The sequence below is a fragment of the Streptomyces pyxinicus genome (assembly GCF_024753135.1).
In the GTDB taxonomy this organism is placed as follows: domain Bacteria; phylum Actinomycetota; class Actinomycetes; order Streptomycetales; family Streptomycetaceae; genus Streptomyces; species Streptomyces pyxinicus.
In genome coordinates this window covers 1-17,534 of sequence record NZ_JANUGP010000011.1, presented here as the reverse complement: position 1 = coordinate 17,534, position 17,534 = coordinate 1, and the positions used below count along the sequence as shown (strand labels likewise).

Below are 17,534 nucleotides of genomic sequence, written 5' to 3'. Positions count from 1 at the left end.
CGGTGGCAAGAGGCACTCCGCCGTATCTCAGGTGGTCGAGCGGCGGCGGCGGGCGCCGGGGCGGCGTTCGCTGGGGCGGGTGACCGGGTCGCCCGACTCCAGGGCGGCGGCGCGGCGCTTCAGGCCGAAGTCGGCCAGGGCCTCCGCCAGCTTGTGGACGGACGGCTCCGGGGCCATGACGTCGACGCGCAGCCCGTGTTCCTCGGCCGTCTTGGCCGTCGCCGGACCGATGCAGGCGATCACCGTCACGTTGTGCGGCTTGCCCGCGATACCGACCAGGTTGCGGACCGTGGAGGACGAGGTGAAGAGCACCGCGTCGAAGCCGCCGCCCTTGATCGCCTCCCGGGTGTCGGCCGGCGGCGGCGAGGCGCGCACCGTCCGGTAGGCGGTGACGTCGTCCACTTCCCAGCCCAGCTCGATCAGTCCGGCCACCAGGGTCTCGGTGGCGATGTCCGCGCGGGGCAGGAAGACCCGGTCGATCGGGTCGAAGACCGGGTCGTAGGGCGGCCAGTCCTCCAGGAGGCCGGCCGCGGACTGCTCGCCGCTCGGCACCAGGTCCGGCTTCACGCCGAAGGCGATCAGCGCCCTGGCGGTCTGCTCGCCCACCGCGGCCACCTTGATCCCGGCGAAGGCGCGGGCGTCGAGGCCGTACTCCTCGAACTTCTCGCGCACCGCCTTGACCGCGTTGACCGAGGTGAAGGCGATCCACTCGTAGCGTCCGGTGACCAGGCCCTTGACCGCCCGCTCCATCTGCTGCGGGGTGCGCGGCGGTTCCACCGCGATGGTCGGGACCTCGTGCGGGACCGCGCCGTAGGACCGCAGCTGGTCGGAGAGCGAGGCCGCCTGCTCCTTCGTGCGCGGCACGAGCACCTTCCAGCCGAACAGCGGCTTGGACTCGAACCACGACAGCTGGTCGCGCCGGGCGGCGGCGGAACGCTCGCCGACCACGGCTATCACCGGGCGCCCGCCGTCCGGGGACGGCAGCACCTTCGCCTGCTTGAGGGTCTGCGCGATGGTGCCGAGCGTCGCCGTCCAGGTGCGCTGCCGGGTCGTCGTACCGGCGACCGTGACGGAGAGCGGGGTGTCGGGCTTGCGGCCCGCGGCGACCAGTTCGCCGGCCGCCGCGGCCACGGAGTCGAGCGTCGTCGACACCACCACCGTGCCGTCGGACGCGCCCACCTCCGCCCAGCAGCGGTCGGAGGCGGTCCGGGCGTCCACGAACCGGACGTCCGCGCCCTCGGCGTCCCGCAGCGGCACACCGGCGTAGGCGGGCACGCCGACCGCGGCCGCCACACCCGGTACGACCTCGAAGGGCACACCGGCGGCGGCGCAGGCGAGCATTTCGCCGGCCGCGTCCGTATCAAGTCCCGGGTCCCCGGAGACCGCACGGACGACCCGCCTGCCGCCCCGCACGGCCTCCATGACAAGATGAGCGGCATCCCGGGCAGGGGGCGGGACAGCGGCGGGCGCTGACGTGCCGTCAACGACCGTGAGCTGCGGCGTGCCCGTGCCCGGCGGCGCGACCGAGGAGGGATCGGCGTCCGTCCGTACGACGGAGACACCCTGTCGGGCGTGCGTCCGGATCACGTCGAGCACCTCGTGCTCGGCGACCAGGACGTCCGCGTGCGACAGCGCCTCCACGGCGCGCAGAGTCAGCAGTCCCGGATCCCCGGGTCCGGCACCCAGGAAGGTGACGTGACCGTGTTCCGGACCGGCGGGCAGAGTGGTGGGGCTCATCGTGCTCGCTCCCCCATAAGACCGGCCGCGCCCTGGGCGAGCATCTCGGTGGCGAGTTCGCGACCGAGTGCCAGCGCCTGGTCGTGCGCCTGGGGCACGGGACCGGTGGTGGACAGCTGCACCGTACGAGTGCCGTCGGTCGTGCCGACGACGCCCCGCAGGCGCATTTCCTTGACAGTCTGCCCGTCGCCCCGGAAGTCCCCGTCGGCCAGCGCGCCCACAGGTGCGCTGCAACCGGCCTCCAGGGCGGCGAGCAGTGACCGCTCGGCGGTGACGGCGACCCGGGTGAACGGGTCGTCGAGCTCGCCGAGCGCCGCGATCATGTCCGCGCGGTCCGCGGCACATTCGATCGCCAGTGCCCCCTGGCCGGGGGCGGGCAGAACCGTGTCGACCGACAGGAGGTCGGTCACCTCGTCGATCCGGCCGATCCGGTGGAGCCCGGCGGCGGCCAGCACGACCGCGTCCAGCTCCCCGGCCCGGACGTATCCGATCCGGGTGTCGACGTTGCCGCGGATCGGGACCGTCTCGATGTCCAGTCCGTGGGCGCGGGCGTACGCGTTCAGCTGCGCCATGCGGCGCGGCGAACCGGTGCCGATGCGCGCCCCGCGCGGCAGGTCGGTGAACTTCAGCGCGTCCCGCGCGACGATCGCGTCCCGGGGGTCCTCGCGCACCGGTACGGCGGCCAGGACCAGCTCCTCGGGCTGGGTGGTCGGGAGGTCCTTGAGCGAGTGAACCGCGAAGTCGACCTCACCGCGCACCAGCGCGTCCCGCAGCGCCGTCACGAAGACGCCGGTGCCGCCGATCTGCGCGAGGTGCTCGCGGGAGGTGTCGCCGTAGGTGGTGATCTCGACCAGCTCGACGGGCCGCCCGGTCAGCTGCCGGACCGCCTCCGCCACCTGGCCGGACTGGGCCATGGCGAGCTTGCTCCGCCTGGTCCCCAGTCGCAGTGCCTTCTCCGTCATGCCGGTCGGTCCTTGTCGTCTGTGCTGTCCTCGGCCCGGGAGACGGCGGCGACCGTCTCGGGGTCGAGGTCGAAGAGGGTGCGCAGCGCGTCCGCGTACCCGGCGCCGCCGGGCTCGGCCGCGAGCTGCTTGACCCGTACGGTCGGCGCGTGCAGCAGCTTGTCCACGACCCGGTGCACGGCCTGCCGGATCTCGCCGCGCTGGCGTGCGTCCAGGTCGGGCAGGCGGCCGTCGAGCCGGGTGATCTCGCCGGCGACGACGTCGGCGGCCATGGTGCGCAGCGCGACCACGGTCGGCGTGATGTGGGCCGCCCGCTGTGCCGCGCCGAAGGCCGCGACCTCGTCGGAGACGATACGCCGGACCTGGTCCACGTCGGTCGCCATCGGCGCGTCGGCGGAGGCCTCGGCGAGGGACTCGATGTCCACCAGCCGCACCCCGGCCAGCCGGTGCGCCGCCGCGTCGATGTCGCGGGGCATGGCCAGGTCGAGGAGGAAGAGGGCGGGCGCGGGCCGGGGGATCACGGCGAGCGGCTCGGGCTTGCGCAGCTCGGGGATGCGGCCGGCGGTGGCGGCGGTCGCGGCGAGCGCGGAGATCAGTTCGGCGTCCGCCTCGGGGGTACGGCGCTCGCGGCGGTCGACCGTGCCGCCCGCGACCCAGGCCGCGTGCTGCTCCAGGGTGGCCGCGTCCATGCCGGCCACGGCGGCCTCGCCGAGCACGGAGAACCCGGACTGCGCGGCGGCCAGGTCCAGCGGGCAGTTCTCGTCCGCGCCGGTGCCGGCCGGCGCGAGCGCCGCCTCGGCCTGCGCGGGCTCCTCGGGCGCGGCTGCCGGGGTCGCGGTGTCGGCGACGGGCCGCCCGGTGCGGTCCTCGACCGCCCGTGCGACCGCGTCCGCCGTGAGCACCAGGCCCGTCGCCCCGGTACAGGAGACGACGACGTCGGCACGTGTCAGCTCGTCGGGCACCGCGTCCATCCGCACCGCGCGGGCGGCCACGGAGGTGTCGTCGCCCTCGGTGAGTATCCGCGCGAGGCGCTCGGCGCGCTCGAAGGTGCGGTTGGCGACGACGACCTCGGCGATCCCGCAGCGCGCGAGGGTGGCCGCGGCCAGCGACGACATCGATCCGGCGCCGATCACCAGCGCCCGGCGGCCGGCCGCCCAGCCCTGTACGTCCCCGCCCGCGGCGAGCTGCTCCAGGCCGAAGGTGACCAGGGACTGCCCGGCGCGGTCGATGCCGGTCTCGGAGTGGGCGCGCTTGCCGACCCGGAGGGCCTGCTGGAACAGGTCGTTCAGCAGCCGGCCGGCGGTGTGCAGCTCCTGGGCGCGGGCCAGGGAGTCCTTGATCTGGCCGAGGATCTGGCCCTCGCCGACGACCATCGAGTCCAGTCCGCAGGCCACCGAGAACAGGTGGTGGACGGCCCGGTCCTCGTAGTGCACGTACAGATAGGGGGTCAGCTCTTCCAGGCCGACGCCGCTGTGCTGGGCGAGCAGCGTGGACAGCTCGGCGACACCGGCGTGGAACTTGTCCACATCGGCGTACAGCTCGATGCGGTTGCAGGTGGCGAGCACCGCGGCCTCGGTGGCGGGCTCGGCGGCGACCGTGTCGTGCAGCAGCTTGGTCTGGGCGTCCACGGCGAGCGCGGCCCGCTCCAGCACGCTGACCGGGGCGCTGCGGTGACTCAGTCCGACGACGAGGAGGCTCATGCCGGCATCACGGCGGGCACGTCCCCGTCGGGTCCCTGGTCGGCGGAGCCGTCGGCGGCCGTGCCCCGGGGGGTGGCGGCGGGTACGGCGCCGTCGCCGGCGGCGGTCTCCTCGCCGGCCTTGCGCTGCTCGTGGAAGGCGAGGATCTGCAGCTCGATGGAGAGGTCGACCTTGCGCACGTCGACGCCGTCCGGGACGGTCAGCACGGTCGGCGCGAAGTTCAGGATCGAGGTGACACCGGCGGCCACGAGCCGGTCGCAGACCGGCTGGGCGGCGCCGGCCGGGGTGGCGATGACGCCGATGGAGACGCCGTTGTCCTCGATGATCTTCTCGAGTTCGTCGGTGTGCCGCACCGGGATGCCGGCGACGGGCTTGCCCGCCATCGCCGGGTCGGCGTCGATGAGGGCGGCGACCCGGAAGCCGCGGGAGGCGAAGCCGCCGTAGTTGGCGAGGGCCGCGCCGAGGTTGCCGATACCGACGATGACGACGGGCCAGTCCTGGGTCAGGCCGAGTTCGCGGGAGATCTGGTAGACGAGGTATTCCACGTCGTAGCCGACACCGCGCGTTCCGTAGGAGCCCAGGTAGGAGAAGTCCTTGCGCAGCTTGGCGGAGTTGACCCCCGCCGCCGCGGCCAGTTCCTCGGAGGAGACCGTGGGGACCGAGCGCTCCGACAGTGCGGTCAGCGCGCGGAGGTACAGCGGAAGCCGGGCGACGGTGGCCTCGGGAATCCCTCGGCTACGGGTCGCCGGTCGGTGTGTTCGGCCAGTTGCCACGGTGCTCCTGCGGGTAGAGCGGGGCTGCAGGCGGTCATACGTCCCCGGACCGCCCCGTCGACAGCAGGCTATGTCTTTGTGAACGCGTGCACAAAGATGGTGTCCGATTTGCCCGGCAGAAGTGACCGGGGTCACGCGCCTTCGCCACCCTGGCCGGGAACCGACGGGCACACACCGATGTCCCTTCATTACTGGGGGCAAAACCGCACACACTCCTCACGAATCCCGCCCCCGAGACCAAACCGCCGTCGATCCTAAGCGACTTTCCGGCCGAGTTTGGACTAGTCGGTCAGTGCCCGGCGCAGCCGCTCCTCGTTCACGCGCCAGAAGGTGTGCTGTTCACCGTCGATCAGGACGACCGGGATCTGCTCCCAGTACCGCTCGTGCAGCGCCGCGTCCTCGGTGATGTCCCTCGGCTCCCAGGGCACGCCGAGGTCGCCGCACACCTTCTCGACGACGAGCTGGGCGTCGTCGCACAGATGGCAGCCGGGCTTGCGGACCAGGGTGACCAGCCGCTCACGGGGCTCGGCCTTGCGTCGGAAGAGGGGGCTCATGCCGGCCATTCTCCCGCGCGGGCCGGGCACGGCCCGACCCATGCCCCGCGCCCCCTTCAACGGCGGGTCGCGCAGAGTTCACGCCCTGCCAACCTCTCGACTCCGGAAGCACCCGGGGTACTGGCTATGCTCACGACATGGCCGCTCTCGGATGGCTCACTCCCCGTAGGCGCTCCGCCACGGCGCGGAGCGTGTTGGCAGGCGAGGCCTCGGCGGAGGCCGCCCGCAAATCCTCCCAGGAGGCGCTGGAGACAGCCGGGCCCGCCGCGGCGGAACCCGAGTTCCCGGTGTTCGGCGACACCAAGGCCGCCGCCTTCTTCGACCTGGACAACACCGTGATGCAGGGCGCGGCGTTGTTCCACTTCGGGCGGGGCCTGTACAAGCGGAAGTTCTTCGAGACCCGCGACTTGGCCCGGTTCGCCTGGCAGCAGGCCTGGTTCCGGCTGGCCGGCGTCGAGGACCCCGAGCACATGCAGGACGCCCGCGACTCCGCGCTCTCCATCGTCAAGGGCCACCGCGTCGCCGAACTGGAGACGATCGGCGAGGAGATCTACGACGAGTACATGGCCGACCGCATCTGGCCCGGTACCCGCGCCCTGGCCCAGGCCCACCTGGACGCCGGCCAGAAGGTGTGGCTGGTCACCGCCGCCCCCGTGGAGATCGCCCAGGTCATCGCCCGGCGCCTCGGCCTGACCGGCGCCCTCGGCACGGTCGCGGAGTCCGTCGACGGCGTCTACACCGGCAAGCTGGTCGGCGAGCCCCTGCACGGGCCCGCGAAGGCGGAGGCGGTCCGCGCGCTGGCCTCGGCGGAGGGGCTGGACCTCGCGCGCTGCGCGGCCTACAGCGACAGCCACAACGACATCCCGATGCTCTCGCTGGTCGGCCACCCCTACGCCATCAACCCGGACGCCAAGCTGCGCCGGCACGCCCGCGAGAAGGACTGGCGGCTCCGGGACTACCGCACCGGCCGCAAGGCCGCCAAGGTGGGCATCCCCGCGGCGGCGGGCGTCGGAGCGGTCGCCGGCGGCACCGCGGCGGCCATCGCCATAAGCCGACGGCGTCGCTAGGACCCGGTCGCACGCCCGCCGGCCCGCGCGCACGAATTATGCCGGGGCCATTTCAACTTGCCCTGGACTTCACCCAAACCCGTCGCCTTCCGCTCAACAACCGATCAACTTAGGGCACCCGATCGGACGTCAATCGGTTACAGAAGCGACGCAATCGATGATTTGAGCAACTCGGTGTAGCAGCGCCTGCACGAAGCGTTATTCTCCTCAGACGCAATCCGGTACCCCTCCGTCGCCACGACGGGTGAAAGGTCCCGCACTGCACGTGATGGAAGCTCTGCCTCTGGGAGTCCCGTGTACCCACACGTCGGGGTTGACGCCTCGGGCCTGGCTACGCTGCGCGCGACGGTCGCGACGGTCAAAGAGACGCTGCGCGGTCTCGTCCCCACCGCCGCGTACGCCGTCCCCGCCTTCGCCGCCGCCGCGCCCGTAGGCCCGTGCTACGCACTGGCCGACGGCGGCGCCGCGGTCGGCAGACGAGGGCGCTCCACCGGCGCCACGACCGCCCGCCGGCCCGCCGCGGACAGCGACAGCGCCCGGATGATGGACCTGGTCGAACGCGCCCAGGCCGGCGAGGCCGAGGCCTTCGGACGGCTCTACGACCAGTACAACGACACCGTCTACCGGTACATCTACTACCGCGTGGGCGGCAAGGCCACCGCCGAGGACCTCACGAGCGAGACCTTTCTGCGGGCGCTCCGCAGAATCGGGACCTTCACCTGGCAGGGCCGTGACTTCGGCGCCTGGCTCGTGACGATCGCCCGCAACCTCGTCGCCGACCACTTCAAGTCCAGCCGCTTCCGGCTGGAGGTCACCACCGGCGAGATGCTGGACGCCAACGAGGTCGAGCGCTCCCCGGAGGACTCGGTCCTGGAGTCGCTGTCGAACGCCGCCCTGCTGGACGCCGTGCGCCGGCTCAACCCGCAGCAGCAGGAGTGCGTGACGCTGCGCTTCCTCCAGGGGCTGTCGGTCGCGGAGACGGCCCGGGTCATGGGCAAGAACGAGGGTGCCATCAAGACCCTCCAGTACCGTGCCGTACGCACCCTGGCCCGGCTGCTGCCGGACGACGCGCGCTGAGCCGGGCGGCCCGCGTGCCACTCAGGGCGACACTCAACTCACTTCGCGTGAATGCGTGTTGTGTTTCCGAGTCGATCGTCCGGCGTCCGTAACCCAAGTGCCGCGCCAGTCGTTGTGCGGGATACAGGCTCCCTGTGGTCACGTCCTGGCCGACCCTGATCGCTCGATCGTGTGAAGTGGTCGCGGGCGTGCAACCCTCAGGACCCCCTGGGGAGTCGACCGTCATGACGAGAGGAGGTGCCGCCAGTGATCGCGAACGTATCGGCGCACCGGCGGGCGAACGCCTTCGCCCAGGCCCTGGAGGAGCAGTCCGACCGGGACCCGGCGGCCGAGCAGCCCGCGGCGGCGGCGGATTCACCGCCGACCGCCGAGGAGCGGACCGAGCAGGGTGCGCTGCTGACCCTGGCCGCCGGACTCGGCGAGCTGCCCAAGCCGGAGCTCGACCCGGAGGTCAAGGTCGTCCAGCGCGCCCAGCTGGTGGCCGCGATGGAGGCCATGTTCCGGGAGGGTGCGGGGGCGACGAACGCGTCGGTACCGGAACAGCGCAAGGCCAAGGGCGCGCACCGGGCCAGCCCGCTGGGCAAGCTCAGACCGCGTTCCCGGCTGACCAAGGGGCTCGCGGCGGGCGGGCTGAGCGTGGGCGTGGCCGCCGGGGCCTTCGGCGGGGTCGCCGCCGCGAGTTCCGACGCGCTGCCCGGCGACTCGCTGTACGGGCTCAAGCGAGGCATCGAGGACTTCAAGCTCAACTACCTGGCCGACGGCGACGACCAGCGCGGCCAGACCTACCTCGACCAGGCCTCCACCCGGCTCAGCGAGGCCCGCCGGCTGCTGGACCGCGGGCGCGGCGGCCATCTCGACCACGAGTCCATCGGCGAGATCCGGCGCACCCTGTCCGGCATGCGGCACGACGTCGCCGAGGGCCACCGCCTGCTGCACGCGGCGTACGAGGCCGACCCCCAGTCGCTGGGCCCCATCCAGGCGCTGTCCAGCTTCTCCCGGTCCCACCGCGAGGCGTGGAGCGCGGTCAGCCACAAGCTGCCCGTGCAGCTCGGGGACGTCAGAGACCAGGTGTCGTCGGTCTTCGAGGCCATAGACCAGGAAGTCGCCCCGTTGCAGTCGCTGCTGCCCCAGCCGTCGGGCCGGCCCGGCGACGGCAAGCGGCGGGGTCCGGGCTCGGCGTCCACGGGCAGCTCCGGCACCCACCGGTCGACCACCCCGAGCGCCGGCGGCCACTCCCCGTCCGCCGGCAAGCACGGCAGCACCGGCGACCCGAGCGGTCCGGCCACCGGCAGCGGCGGTGACGGTCTGATCGGCGGCGACACCGGCGGTCTGCTCCAGCCCCCGAAGCTCGGCGGCGACGGCACCACCCCGTCCGGCAAGGCCCCGACCCCGGCGGCCCCGGACGTCACCCTGCCCCCGCTGCTCCCGGGCCTGCTGCCCGGCCTGGGCATCGACGGCGAGGACGCCGAGTGACCCCGGTCTGACCGCGGCCGGTACGGCACGCGAAGGGGCGCCCCTTTCCCGAGCGGGGCGCCCCTTCGTCGTGAACAAGGGTCAGAAGAACACCGAGCGACGCTGCACCAGCAGCTTGTACAGCGTGTGCTGGATCTGCTCGCGCACCTGGTCGGTCAGGTTGAACATCAGCATCGGGTCCTCGGCCGCCTCCGGCGGATACCCGTCCGTGTGGATCGGCTCCCCGAACTGGATCGTCCACTTCGTCGGCAGCGGGATCGCGCCCAGCGGCCCCAGCCAGGGGAACGTCGGGGTCAGCGGGAAGTACGGGAAGCCCAGCAGCCGGGCCAGCGTCTTGGCGTTGCCGATCATCGGGTAGATCTCCTCGGCCCCGACGATCGAGCAGGGGATGATCGGCGCCCCCTGCCGCAGCGCGGTCGACACGAAGCCGCCCCGCCCGAACCGCTGGAGCTTGTACCGCTCGCTGAAGGGTTTCCCGATGCCCTTGAACCCCTCGGGCATCACCCCGACCAGCTCGCCCTGCGCCAGCAGCCGCTCCGCGTCCTCCGCGCAGGCCAGGGTGTGCCCGAGCTTGCGGGCCAGCTCGTTGACCACCGGCAGCACGAAGACCAGGTCGGCCGCGAGCAGCCGCAGGTGCCGCCCGGCCGGATGGTGGTCGTGCACGGCGACCTGCATCATCAGCCCGTCCAGCGGCAGCGTCCCGGAGTGGTTGGCGACGATCAGCGCCCCGCCCTTCGCCGGGATGTTCTCGACGCCCTTCACCTCGACCCGGAAGTACTTCTCGTACACCGGCCGCAGCATCGACATCAGGACCTGGTCGGTCAGTTCCTCGTCGTAACCGAAGTCGTCGACGTCGTACTCCCCGGTGAGCCGGCGCCGCAGGAACGCCAGCCCGGCCGCCACCCGGGCCTCCAGACCGCCACCGCCCGCCGGCTCGGCCGGCCCGTCCTCGCGGCTTTCCTCGCGGCGCACGGCACCGTCCTCCCGCGCCGGGCCCCGGCCCGGCAGGGACTGCACCTCCCCCAGTTCCCCGGCGTCCCCGGCCCCGCGCGCCCGCGCGCCCTCGCCGCCCGCGCGCCGGCCGCCCGGAGCCCGGCGGCGGGCCGGGCGCTGCCCGGCGTTCCCGCGCGACCGGTCGTCGTCGAACGGAATGACCTTGGCGTCCGCCATCGTTGCCGCTCTCCTCAGTTGGCGCTGTGCGTCGTGGGCCGGCCCGGGTTCCCCGCGGCCAGCGCGGCGACCCGGTCGACGGCTCCCGCGAGCGTCTCCGGCGGCGGCAGCCCCGGGCCCTGCCCGCGCGCGAAGTCCGCGAACGTCTCCGCGGTCGTGTGGGTGGGGGTGAAGCCGAGCGTCTCGCGCATCTGGACGGTGTCCACCACCCGCCCGTGGGTGAGCAGCCGGATCTGCTCGGGTGAGAAGTCCGTCATACCCAGCGTACGGACCAACGAGCCGGCCCAGGTGACCGCGGGCAGCAGCAGCGGCACGGTGGGGCGGCCGAGCCGCCGGGAGCACTGCGAGAGCAGCAGCACGCCGTCGCCGGCGATGTTGAAGGTGCCGCTGTTCAGCGTGCCCCGGCGCGGCTCGTGCGAGGCGAGCCGCAGCACCTCGACGACATCGTCCTCGTGCACGAACTGGAGCCGGGGGTCGTAGCCGAACACGGTCGGCAGGACGGGCAGTGAGAAGTACGAGGCGAGCGGGGTGTCCGCGTCGGGACCGAGGATGTTGGCGAACCGCAGCACGCAGACGGCGACGTCCGGGCGCCGCCGGGCGAAGCCGCGCACATACCCCTCGACCTCCACGGCGTCCTTCGCGAAGCCGCCGCTGGGCAGCGACTTGGCCGCGGTGGTCTCGGTGAAGACGGCCGGGTCGCGCGGCGCGGACCCGTAGACGTTCGTACTGGACTTCACCACCAGCCGCCGCAGGGCCGGCGACTTCTGGCAGGCGCCGAGGAGCTGCATGGTGCCGATGACGTTGGTCTCCTTGACCGAGGCCCGGCCGCCGCCGGCCAGGGCGGTACCCGTCACGTCCATGTGGACGACCGTGTCGGCGCCCGTCTCCGCGAGCACCCGGGCGATGCCCGGCTGCCGGATGTCGGCCTGGACGAATTCGGCGTCGCCCAGCGGGTGGGCCGGCGGCACCGCGTCCACGGCGATCACCCGCTCGACTCCCGGATCCCGCTGGACGCTCCGCACGAACCGGCCGCCGAGCTGCCGGGCCGCTCCGGTGACGAGCACGACCTTCGCCAAGACCAGCGCCTTCCTTCCCGCGTAACCCGCGTCCCGCGCTACCGGTACCCCGCGTTCCCGTGTGCGGCCAACTTAGCGGTTCGCCGTCGCGCTGTGACGACCCCCGATACGCGACCTGACCGAAAGTCCCCAGATGCCTGTGGCCCCCCACCGTCGGTCGGTGGGGGGCCACAGGGGCACGCCTGGCGGCGCCGCTTACTTCTTGTTGCGACGCTGAACGCGCGTGCGCTTGAGCAGCTTGCGGTGCTTCTTCTTGGCCATCCGCTTGCGCCGCTTCTTGATAACAGAGCCCACGACTACCCTCGCTCACTTCTCATCACTCGGTTGTTTGGGCGCCATGGGCCCACACGACCTACGAGGGGCTAGCCTACCCAACCGAGCGCCGAGGTCGTAATCGAGGGTGTTCCGGGCTCTTCCGGAAGCGCCGTCAGGCGGTTTCCACCCCCACATAGCTGTCACGGAGGTACTCGTGTACCGCTTGCTCCGGGACGCGGAACGACCGCCCCACCCGGATCGCGGGCAGATGACCGCTGTGCACCAGCCGGTACACGGTCATCTTGGACACTCGCATCACCGTGGCTACCTCCGCCACGGTCAGGAACTGGACCTCGTTCAGAGGCCTTTCGCCAGCTGCAGCCATGACACACCTGCACCTTCCGCACTCGACGGCCACCGGCTTCCCCTTCCGGTGACTCTTCGTCGTTGCGTGCTCACTCCCCAATGTAGGGGCGGGTGATGCGAGTGGGGAAGAGGTGCACCCATCATCGGCTACCGGGACAGACGGGCTTGTTCGAGTACGTAGCGGGCCAGTGGCAGGTAGTGGTCGGACCGGGCCCCGTCGGCAACCGGAACGGTGACAGCCACCCGTCCCTCCGCCTCCCCCACGAACGGCGCGGGATCGTCGCTGTCGGCCGGCCCGATCGCCGCGAACCCCAGCTGACCAGCGCCGCAGAGCCACCCGTGGTCCCCGACCACCAGCTCGGGAAGCGGCCCTCCGGACTCCGCCGCGGCCTCCAGCGCGACCCGAACCGGGAGCGGGGAATGGCTGTGGACACCCGGCTCACCACCGGGGCGCCCGGCTTCCGGTTCCCGCACCAGGGCAATCCCCCGTACGTAGTCGAGTCGGTGCGTACGTAGACCGAACCGGGTCAATATGTCGACACAGCGACCCTGCGCGGGGGTGAGAACCTCACATCCCGCCGCCGACAGGGCGTCCGCCAAGCCGGCGTAGAAGCCGAGCAGCCGCTCCGGATGCCCGGTGCCGAACAGCACCGGCCCGCCGCGCCGCGCCACCTCACCGATCCGGGCCGCGAAGGCGTCCAGCGCGGCCAGCGTCAGCGCCGGGTCGATCACATCCGCTCCCGAAGTATGCCGGGGATCGGCCGAAACCCCGCACCTCTCCGCCATCAACGCGAGCAGTTCCGGTCCGGTCCACGACCCTTCCGGATCAATCCCGATCAACACCCGGGGATCCCGCGCCGCGAACAGCCGATAACGCCGAAGACTCCCCTCCCGACCGGTCCCGACCACCCCGGCGAGCCGGGCCTCCAGCAGGTGGGCACGCAGGGCATCAGGGGTCAACACGAGAGCGATGGTGACGCATTGGCTCGACACCGGGCACGAGAACCCCGGGAATCCCGCACGGTCGGGCTAACGGCCGCCGGGCGGCGGGTGGCGGGCGGCGGGCGCCACGGCACCTGCCCGACCGACCGAGCCCCCCAGCCCGCCCGGCCCCACCGGCCGACCGAGCCCCACAGCCCGACCGAGCCTCACAACCCACCCGGCCCCACCAGCCGACCGAACCCCACAGCCCGACCGATCCCTCCAGCCGCCCGAGCCCCACAACCCGCCCGGCCCCTCCAGCCGACCGAACCGGGAGCGCCACGACGGCCGCCTCCGGCCGACCGAGCCCCGACGAGCGTTATCGGCATCCATCCAGCCGACCGAGACGGGTGGGCGGGTGGGCAAACGGGGGTCCAGGGGGCGGAGCCCCCTGGGACGGTCACGGCAGCAGGCCCCGCAGCGGAAACGCCGCCCGGCGCGTGGCGAGCACCGCCTGGTCCAACCGGTCCGCGGGATCGTACCCGGCGTCCCAGGACACCCACGACACCGGCCACCGCCCGTCCGTCATCCGCCGCGGCCCCAACTCCCGCGTCCGCGCGAACACCTCCTGCCGCCACCCCTCCGGAATCACCGTCTCCGGAGCGACCGGCCGACCCCCCGCGATCCCCACCAGATGCGTCCACGACCGCGGCACGACCTCCACCACCGCGTAACCGCCCCCGCCCAGCGCGATCCACTTCCCGTCCGCGTACTCGTGCGCCAGCTCGTGACACGCCACCTGCACCGCCCGCTGCGCGTCCAACGACACGGCGAGATGCGCGAGCGGGTCCTCGAAGTGCGTGTCCGCCCCGTGCTGCGACACCAGCACCTGCGGCCGGAACCCGGCCAGCAGCTCCGGCACCACCGCGTGGAACGCCCGTACCCACCCCGCGTCCCCGGTACCGGCCGGCAGCGCCACGTTCACCGCGGCCCCCTCCCCCGCCCCGGCGCCCGTCTCCTGCGGCCACCCGCTCCCCGGGAACAAGGTCCCGGGATGCTCGTGCAGCGAGATCGTCAGTACCCGCGGGTCCTCCCAGAACGCCGCCTGCACCCCGTCCCCGTGATGCACGTCCACGTCCACGTAGGCGACCCGCTCCGCCCCCAGCTCCAGCAACCGCGCGATGGCCAGCGCCGCGTCGTTGTAGACGCAGAACCCCGACGCGCCCCCGGGCATGGCGTGGTGCAGCCCGCCCGCGAAGTTCACGGCGTGGTCCGCGTCCCCCCGCCACACCGCCTCCGCGGCCCCCACCGACTGCCCGGCGATCAGCGCGGACACCTCGTGCATCCCGGCGAAGGCGGGGTCGTCGGTCGTCCCGAGCCCGTACGCCCCGCGCGCCGACCGCGGATCGGCGGACGCGGCCTTCACGGCGTCGATGTAGTCCTCCCGGTGGACCAGCCGCAGCGTCGACTCCCCGGCCGGCTTCGCGGCGACGACGTCCATCTCCCGGTCGAGCCCGAAGGCGCCGACCAGCTTCCGGGTCAGCTCCAGCCGGACCGGATCCATCGGATGGTCCGACCCGAAGTCATAGCCCGTTACTGCCTCGTCCCACATCAGCTGTGCGCGGCCGCTCATGCCCGCCACCGTATCGGTCCGGTTGAGCGGCGAACGACCGGGCGTACCCCAGCGTCACCAGGACCAACACCATCGGCACGAGCATCGCGCCCCGGTAGCTCCAGGTGTCCCCGAGCGCCCCCACCAGGGGCGAACCGATCAGGAAACCCACGTAGTTGAAGATGTTGAGCCGCGCGATCGCCGCGTCCGAGGCCCCCGGGAACAGCCGCCCGGCCGCGGCGAACGTCTGCGGCACCAGCACACACAGCCCGAGCCCCAGCAGGGTGAACCCGAGCATCCCGACCCACGCCCCCGGCGCCAGAGCCACCACCGCGAACCCGCCGGCCGCCACCAGCGAACCGAGCCGGACGACCGCCGCCGCGCCGAACCGCCGTACCCCGAAGTCCCCCAGGGTCCGCCCCGCCAGCGTGGTCACCATGTACACGTTGTACGGCACGGTCGCGAGCTGCTCCGAGCTGCCCAGCACGTCCTTCAGGTACTTCGCGCTCCAGTTGGAGACGGTCGAGTCGCCGATGTAGGCGAACGTCATGACCAGGCACAGCGGCAGCAGCAGCCGGAACACCACGGCCCCGCCCGCCGGCCCCCCGGCACCGTCCTCGGCAGCCGCCGTCCGCCCGTCGACGTACCACCGGCTCCCGATCAGCGTCCCCGGCAGCAGCACGGCCACCACCGGCAGGTACGACACCCACAGCGCGAGCCCCCAGTGCGCCCCCACCCAGGCCAGCGACGCCCCGAGAATCCCGCCCAGGCTGTACGCGGCATGGAAGCTGAGCATGATGCTGCGCCCGTACGACCGCTGGAGGCTCACCCCGAGCATGTTCATCGAGGCGTCCAGCGCCCCCACGGCCAGCCCGAACGCGCCGAGTGCCACGGCCACCGCGGCGATCCGCCCCTGTCCGCCGGCCCCGACCCCGAGCAGCGCCAGCAGCACCAGCGGCTGGGACCAGCGCAGCACCCGGCTGGGCCGTACCCGCTTCACCAGGTGCTCGGTCGCCACACTGCCGACGCCCGCCAGGACGGGCACGGCGGCCAGGAAGACCGGCAGCAGGGCGTCGGAGATGCCGTAGCGGTCCTGGATGGCCGGGATGCGCGTCACCAGCAGGGCGAACGCGACACCCTGGGCGAAGAACCCGAACGCCAGCGAGGCCCTACCGCGCCGCAGCACATCTGTCATGGCGGCGAGCGTAGGGCCCCGGGCTACCTGTGGGTAGGTCCAGCCAAAGATGAATTTCCTTCACCTTTGCCGTTCCGCCACCGGCCGGTCCTCAGGCGGCGACGGCCATCCCGGCCCGCTCCGCCTCCCGCGGCCGGCCGGCGGCCACCTCGGCGTCGACCAGCCGCTCCAGCGGCACCACGGCCACCCTGCCGCTGATCAGCACGGTGATCACCATCGTGCCGATCAGGATGACCGAGCCGAGCCACACCATGGTGTCCACGGGGAGCGTGTACGCCCCCACGATCCGCGCCACGCACTCGGTGAACAGCGCCACACCCCACACGACCGAGAACGCCTTCTCCCTGCTCCGGAAGGCCACCGACCCGGTCGCCGCACCGGACACGAGCCGCTCCCACGCGGCTTCCTTCTCGGCGTCGCCCTTGACGAGGAACGGCTTCAAGCCCTCGGTCATCATCGGCTTCCCGAGCGCCACGGAGACCAGGATGCCGAGGGCGACCGTGCTGCTGACCCCGCTGTCCTTGGCGAGCATCAGCCGGGGGTCACCGGAGACGAAGCTCAGCAGCAGCGAGACGACGTTCACCACCAGGATGAGCGCGGCCAGCGCGTTGGTCCGCCGCTCCCTGACCAGCCCCCACCCGGTCCGCGCCGCCGGCACCACGCTGCTCCAGGCGAGCGCGGCGAAGGTGCTCATCCCGGCCCCGTCCTTGAGGACGTAGTACGACCCGAGCGGCACCGCCACGTCGATGAGCAGCGGCCGGAAGTTCTCCAGCATGCTCGGGTTGTTCTTCTGCTTCCGGTTCTGGACCTGGTTCCCCGCGTTCTTCGTCATGCCCTCAGCTTCGTCGCCGCGGGGGGTCCGCCGACAGAAACGATCGTCCGGAGGTCCGCATGACAAATGTCAGGCCCCGCCCGATGCCACGGGTCATACCAGCAGGTCAGCCAAGTCTCCCAGGTCATCGAACAGTTGGTCCGCACCGGCGAGCCTGGCGGCGGGCGTCATCGCGGTGAAGCCGTACACGTCCATACCTGCGGCGACGGCGGCCTGCACCCCGAGCGGCGAATCCTCGATCACCAGGCACCGCCCCGGGGCGACCCCCATCCGCTCGGCCGCGTACAGGAAGAGGTCCGGCGCCGGCTTCCCCCGGCCCACGTCCTGCGAACTGAAGACCCGCTCTTCCGGGAACCACCGGTCGAGCCCGGTCGTCCGATGCCCGACCCTGATCCGCTCATGGCTCCCGGAGGAGGCCACGCAGTACGGCGTCCCGTCCGCCGCCAGCTTCTCCAGCACCCCGGCGACACCGGCCACCGGCTTCAACTCCCGCTCGAAGGCGGCGAAGACACGGGCGTGGAAGACGTCGTCGAAGTCCTCGGGGAGCCGCCGCCCGGTCCGCTCCAGCACCAGGTCGTGGATCCGGTGCATCGCCGAGCCCATGTAGTCCCGTATCGAGTCCTCGTACGACGTCGGGTGCCCCAGCTCGGTCAGATAGCCGGCCAGCAGCCGGTTGGAGATCGGCTCACTGTCCACGAGGACACCGTCGTTGTCGAAGATGATGAGGTCATAGCGCATAGCTCGACCCTAAAGGACCCGGAAGT

General features: G+C 72.4%; 17 protein-coding genes. 3 read left to right on the top strand and 14 right to left on the bottom strand.

The genetic code is table 11. From position 1 onward, the window contains the following. Positions 1-27 precede the first annotated feature (27 nt). The 5 genes from NX794_RS16505 to NX794_RS16485 all read right to left on the bottom strand — a co-directional run bounded on the left by NX794_RS16505 (position 28) and on the right by NX794_RS16485 (position 5,735). Positions 28-1,737 carry a bifunctional uroporphyrinogen-III C-methyltransferase/uroporphyrinogen-III synthase gene (locus tag NX794_RS16505; protein ID WP_258779315.1) on the bottom strand — a complete coding sequence of 570 codons (1,710 nt, stop codon included), beginning with the start codon at positions 1,735-1,737 and terminating at the stop codon, positions 28-30. Continuing rightward, positions 1,734-2,699 carry a hydroxymethylbilane synthase gene (gene hemC, locus NX794_RS16500; RefSeq protein ID WP_258779314.1) on the bottom strand — a complete coding sequence of 322 codons (966 nt, stop codon included), beginning with the start codon at positions 2,697-2,699 and terminating at the stop codon, positions 1,734-1,736. The genes NX794_RS16505 and hemC overlap by 4 nt, the downstream gene beginning before the upstream one ends. Continuing rightward, entirely contained in the window at positions 2,696-4,399 is a 1,704-nt protein-coding gene (locus NX794_RS16495; RefSeq protein WP_258779313.1) for a glutamyl-tRNA reductase, read from the bottom strand. The genes hemC and NX794_RS16495 overlap by 4 nt, the downstream gene beginning before the upstream one ends. Continuing rightward, positions 4,396-5,172, bottom strand: coding sequence for a redox-sensing transcriptional repressor Rex (locus NX794_RS16490; RefSeq protein WP_258779312.1), 777 nt, complete (start codon positions 5,170-5,172; stop codon positions 4,396-4,398). Before NX794_RS16490 ends, NX794_RS16495 begins: the two co-directional genes overlap by 4 nt. A 281-nt stretch (positions 5,173-5,453) precedes the next feature. Continuing rightward, complete coding sequence (locus NX794_RS16485) at positions 5,454-5,735, bottom strand: glutaredoxin family protein (protein WP_258779491.1); 282 nt, start codon at positions 5,733-5,735, stop codon at positions 5,454-5,456. 128 nt (positions 5,736-5,863) lie between these two features. Between NX794_RS16485 and NX794_RS16480 the strand changes: the two genes are divergently transcribed. From NX794_RS16480 to NX794_RS16470, 3 genes are all read left to right on the top strand, one after another. Continuing rightward, positions 5,864-6,793, top strand: a complete 930-nt coding sequence (locus tag NX794_RS16480; protein WP_258779311.1) for an HAD family hydrolase — start codon at positions 5,864-5,866, stop codon at positions 6,791-6,793. 294 nt (positions 6,794-7,087) lie between these two features. Further along, complete coding sequence (locus NX794_RS16475; RefSeq protein ID WP_258779310.1) at positions 7,088-7,870, top strand: ECF subfamily RNA polymerase sigma factor, BldN family; 783 nt, start codon at positions 7,088-7,090, stop codon at positions 7,868-7,870. A 246-nt stretch (positions 7,871-8,116) separates the two neighbouring features. Next, a complete protein-coding gene (locus NX794_RS16470; protein ID WP_258779309.1) occupies positions 8,117-9,343 on the top strand; it encodes a DUF5667 domain-containing protein in 1,227 nt (408 codons plus the stop codon). A gap of 81 nt (positions 9,344-9,424) precedes the next feature. Here NX794_RS16470 and NX794_RS16465 read toward each other — a convergent pair whose 3' ends face one another. The 9 genes from NX794_RS16465 to NX794_RS16425 all read right to left on the bottom strand — a co-directional run bounded on the left by NX794_RS16465 (position 9,425) and on the right by NX794_RS16425 (position 17,508). Beyond that, entirely contained in the window at positions 9,425-10,513 is a 1,089-nt protein-coding gene (locus tag NX794_RS16465) for a lysophospholipid acyltransferase family protein (protein ID WP_258779308.1), read from the bottom strand. A 14-nt stretch (positions 10,514-10,527) separates the two neighbouring features. Continuing rightward, positions 10,528-11,589, bottom strand: coding sequence for an NAD-dependent epimerase/dehydratase family protein (locus NX794_RS16460; RefSeq protein ID WP_258779307.1), 1,062 nt, complete (start codon positions 11,587-11,589; stop codon positions 10,528-10,530). Between the two features lie 195 nt (positions 11,590-11,784). After that, complete coding sequence (locus NX794_RS16455; protein WP_003948845.1) at positions 11,785-11,883, bottom strand: 30S ribosomal protein bS22; 99 nt, start codon at positions 11,881-11,883, stop codon at positions 11,785-11,787. Between the two features lie 133 nt (positions 11,884-12,016). After that, on the bottom strand, positions 12,017-12,229 hold the full coding sequence (locus NX794_RS16450; protein ID WP_046417307.1) for a helix-turn-helix domain-containing protein: 213 nt from the start codon (positions 12,227-12,229) through the stop codon (positions 12,017-12,019). A gap of 128 nt (positions 12,230-12,357) precedes the next feature. Further along, positions 12,358-13,173 (bottom strand): phosphatase, encoded by an 816-nt coding sequence (locus tag NX794_RS16445; RefSeq protein WP_258779306.1) that lies wholly within the window; start codon positions 13,171-13,173, stop codon positions 12,358-12,360. A 418-nt stretch (positions 13,174-13,591) separates the two neighbouring features. Next, entirely contained in the window at positions 13,592-14,764 is a 1,173-nt protein-coding gene (locus NX794_RS16440) for an acetoin utilization protein AcuC (protein WP_258779305.1), read from the bottom strand. Then, positions 14,715-15,938: an MFS transporter gene (locus NX794_RS16435; protein WP_258779304.1), complete on the bottom strand. Its 1,224-nt coding sequence runs from the start codon at positions 15,936-15,938 to the stop codon at positions 14,715-14,717. Before NX794_RS16435 ends, NX794_RS16440 begins: the two co-directional genes overlap by 50 nt. Before the next feature lie 91 nt (positions 15,939-16,029). After that, the gene (locus NX794_RS16430; protein WP_258779303.1) at positions 16,030-16,770 is read right to left on the bottom strand and encodes a VC0807 family protein; all 741 of its coding nucleotides are present in this window, start codon (positions 16,768-16,770) and stop codon (positions 16,030-16,032) included. A gap of 93 nt (positions 16,771-16,863) precedes the next feature. After that, positions 16,864-17,508, bottom strand: a complete 645-nt coding sequence (locus NX794_RS16425) for an HAD family hydrolase (RefSeq protein ID WP_258779302.1) — start codon at positions 17,506-17,508, stop codon at positions 16,864-16,866. Positions 17,509-17,534: the final 26 nt, after the last annotated feature.

Coding starts and splice junctions, on each gene's coding strand:
- NX794_RS16485 (WP_258779491.1), bottom strand. CDS start 5,735: ATGGCCGGCATGAGCCCCCTCTTCCGACGCAAGGCCGAGCCCCGTGAG.
- NX794_RS16480 (WP_258779311.1), top strand. CDS start 5,864: ATGGCCGCTCTCGGATGGCTCACTCCCCGTAGGCGCTCCGCCACGGCG.
- NX794_RS16430 (WP_258779303.1), bottom strand. CDS start 16,770: ATGACGAAGAACGCGGGGAACCAGGTCCAGAACCGGAAGCAGAAGAAC.
- NX794_RS16425 (WP_258779302.1), bottom strand. CDS start 17,508: ATGCGCTATGACCTCATCATCTTCGACAACGACGGTGTCCTCGTGGAC.
- NX794_RS16435 (WP_258779304.1), bottom strand. CDS start 15,938: ATGACAGATGTGCTGCGGCGCGGTAGGGCCTCGCTGGCGTTCGGGTTC.
- hemC (WP_258779314.1), bottom strand. CDS start 2,699: ATGACGGAGAAGGCACTGCGACTGGGGACCAGGCGGAGCAAGCTCGCC.
- NX794_RS16440 (WP_258779305.1), bottom strand. CDS start 14,764: ATGAGCGGCCGCGCACAGCTGATGTGGGACGAGGCAGTAACGGGCTAT.
- NX794_RS16495 (WP_258779313.1), bottom strand. CDS start 4,399: ATGAGCCTCCTCGTCGTCGGACTGAGTCACCGCAGCGCCCCGGTCAGC.
- NX794_RS16450 (WP_046417307.1), bottom strand. CDS start 12,229: ATGGCTGCAGCTGGCGAAAGGCCTCTGAACGAGGTCCAGTTCCTGACC.
- NX794_RS16465 (WP_258779308.1), bottom strand. CDS start 10,513: ATGGCGGACGCCAAGGTCATTCCGTTCGACGACGACCGGTCGCGCGGG.
- NX794_RS16505 (WP_258779315.1), bottom strand. CDS start 1,737: ATGAGCCCCACCACTCTGCCCGCCGGTCCGGAACACGGTCACGTCACC.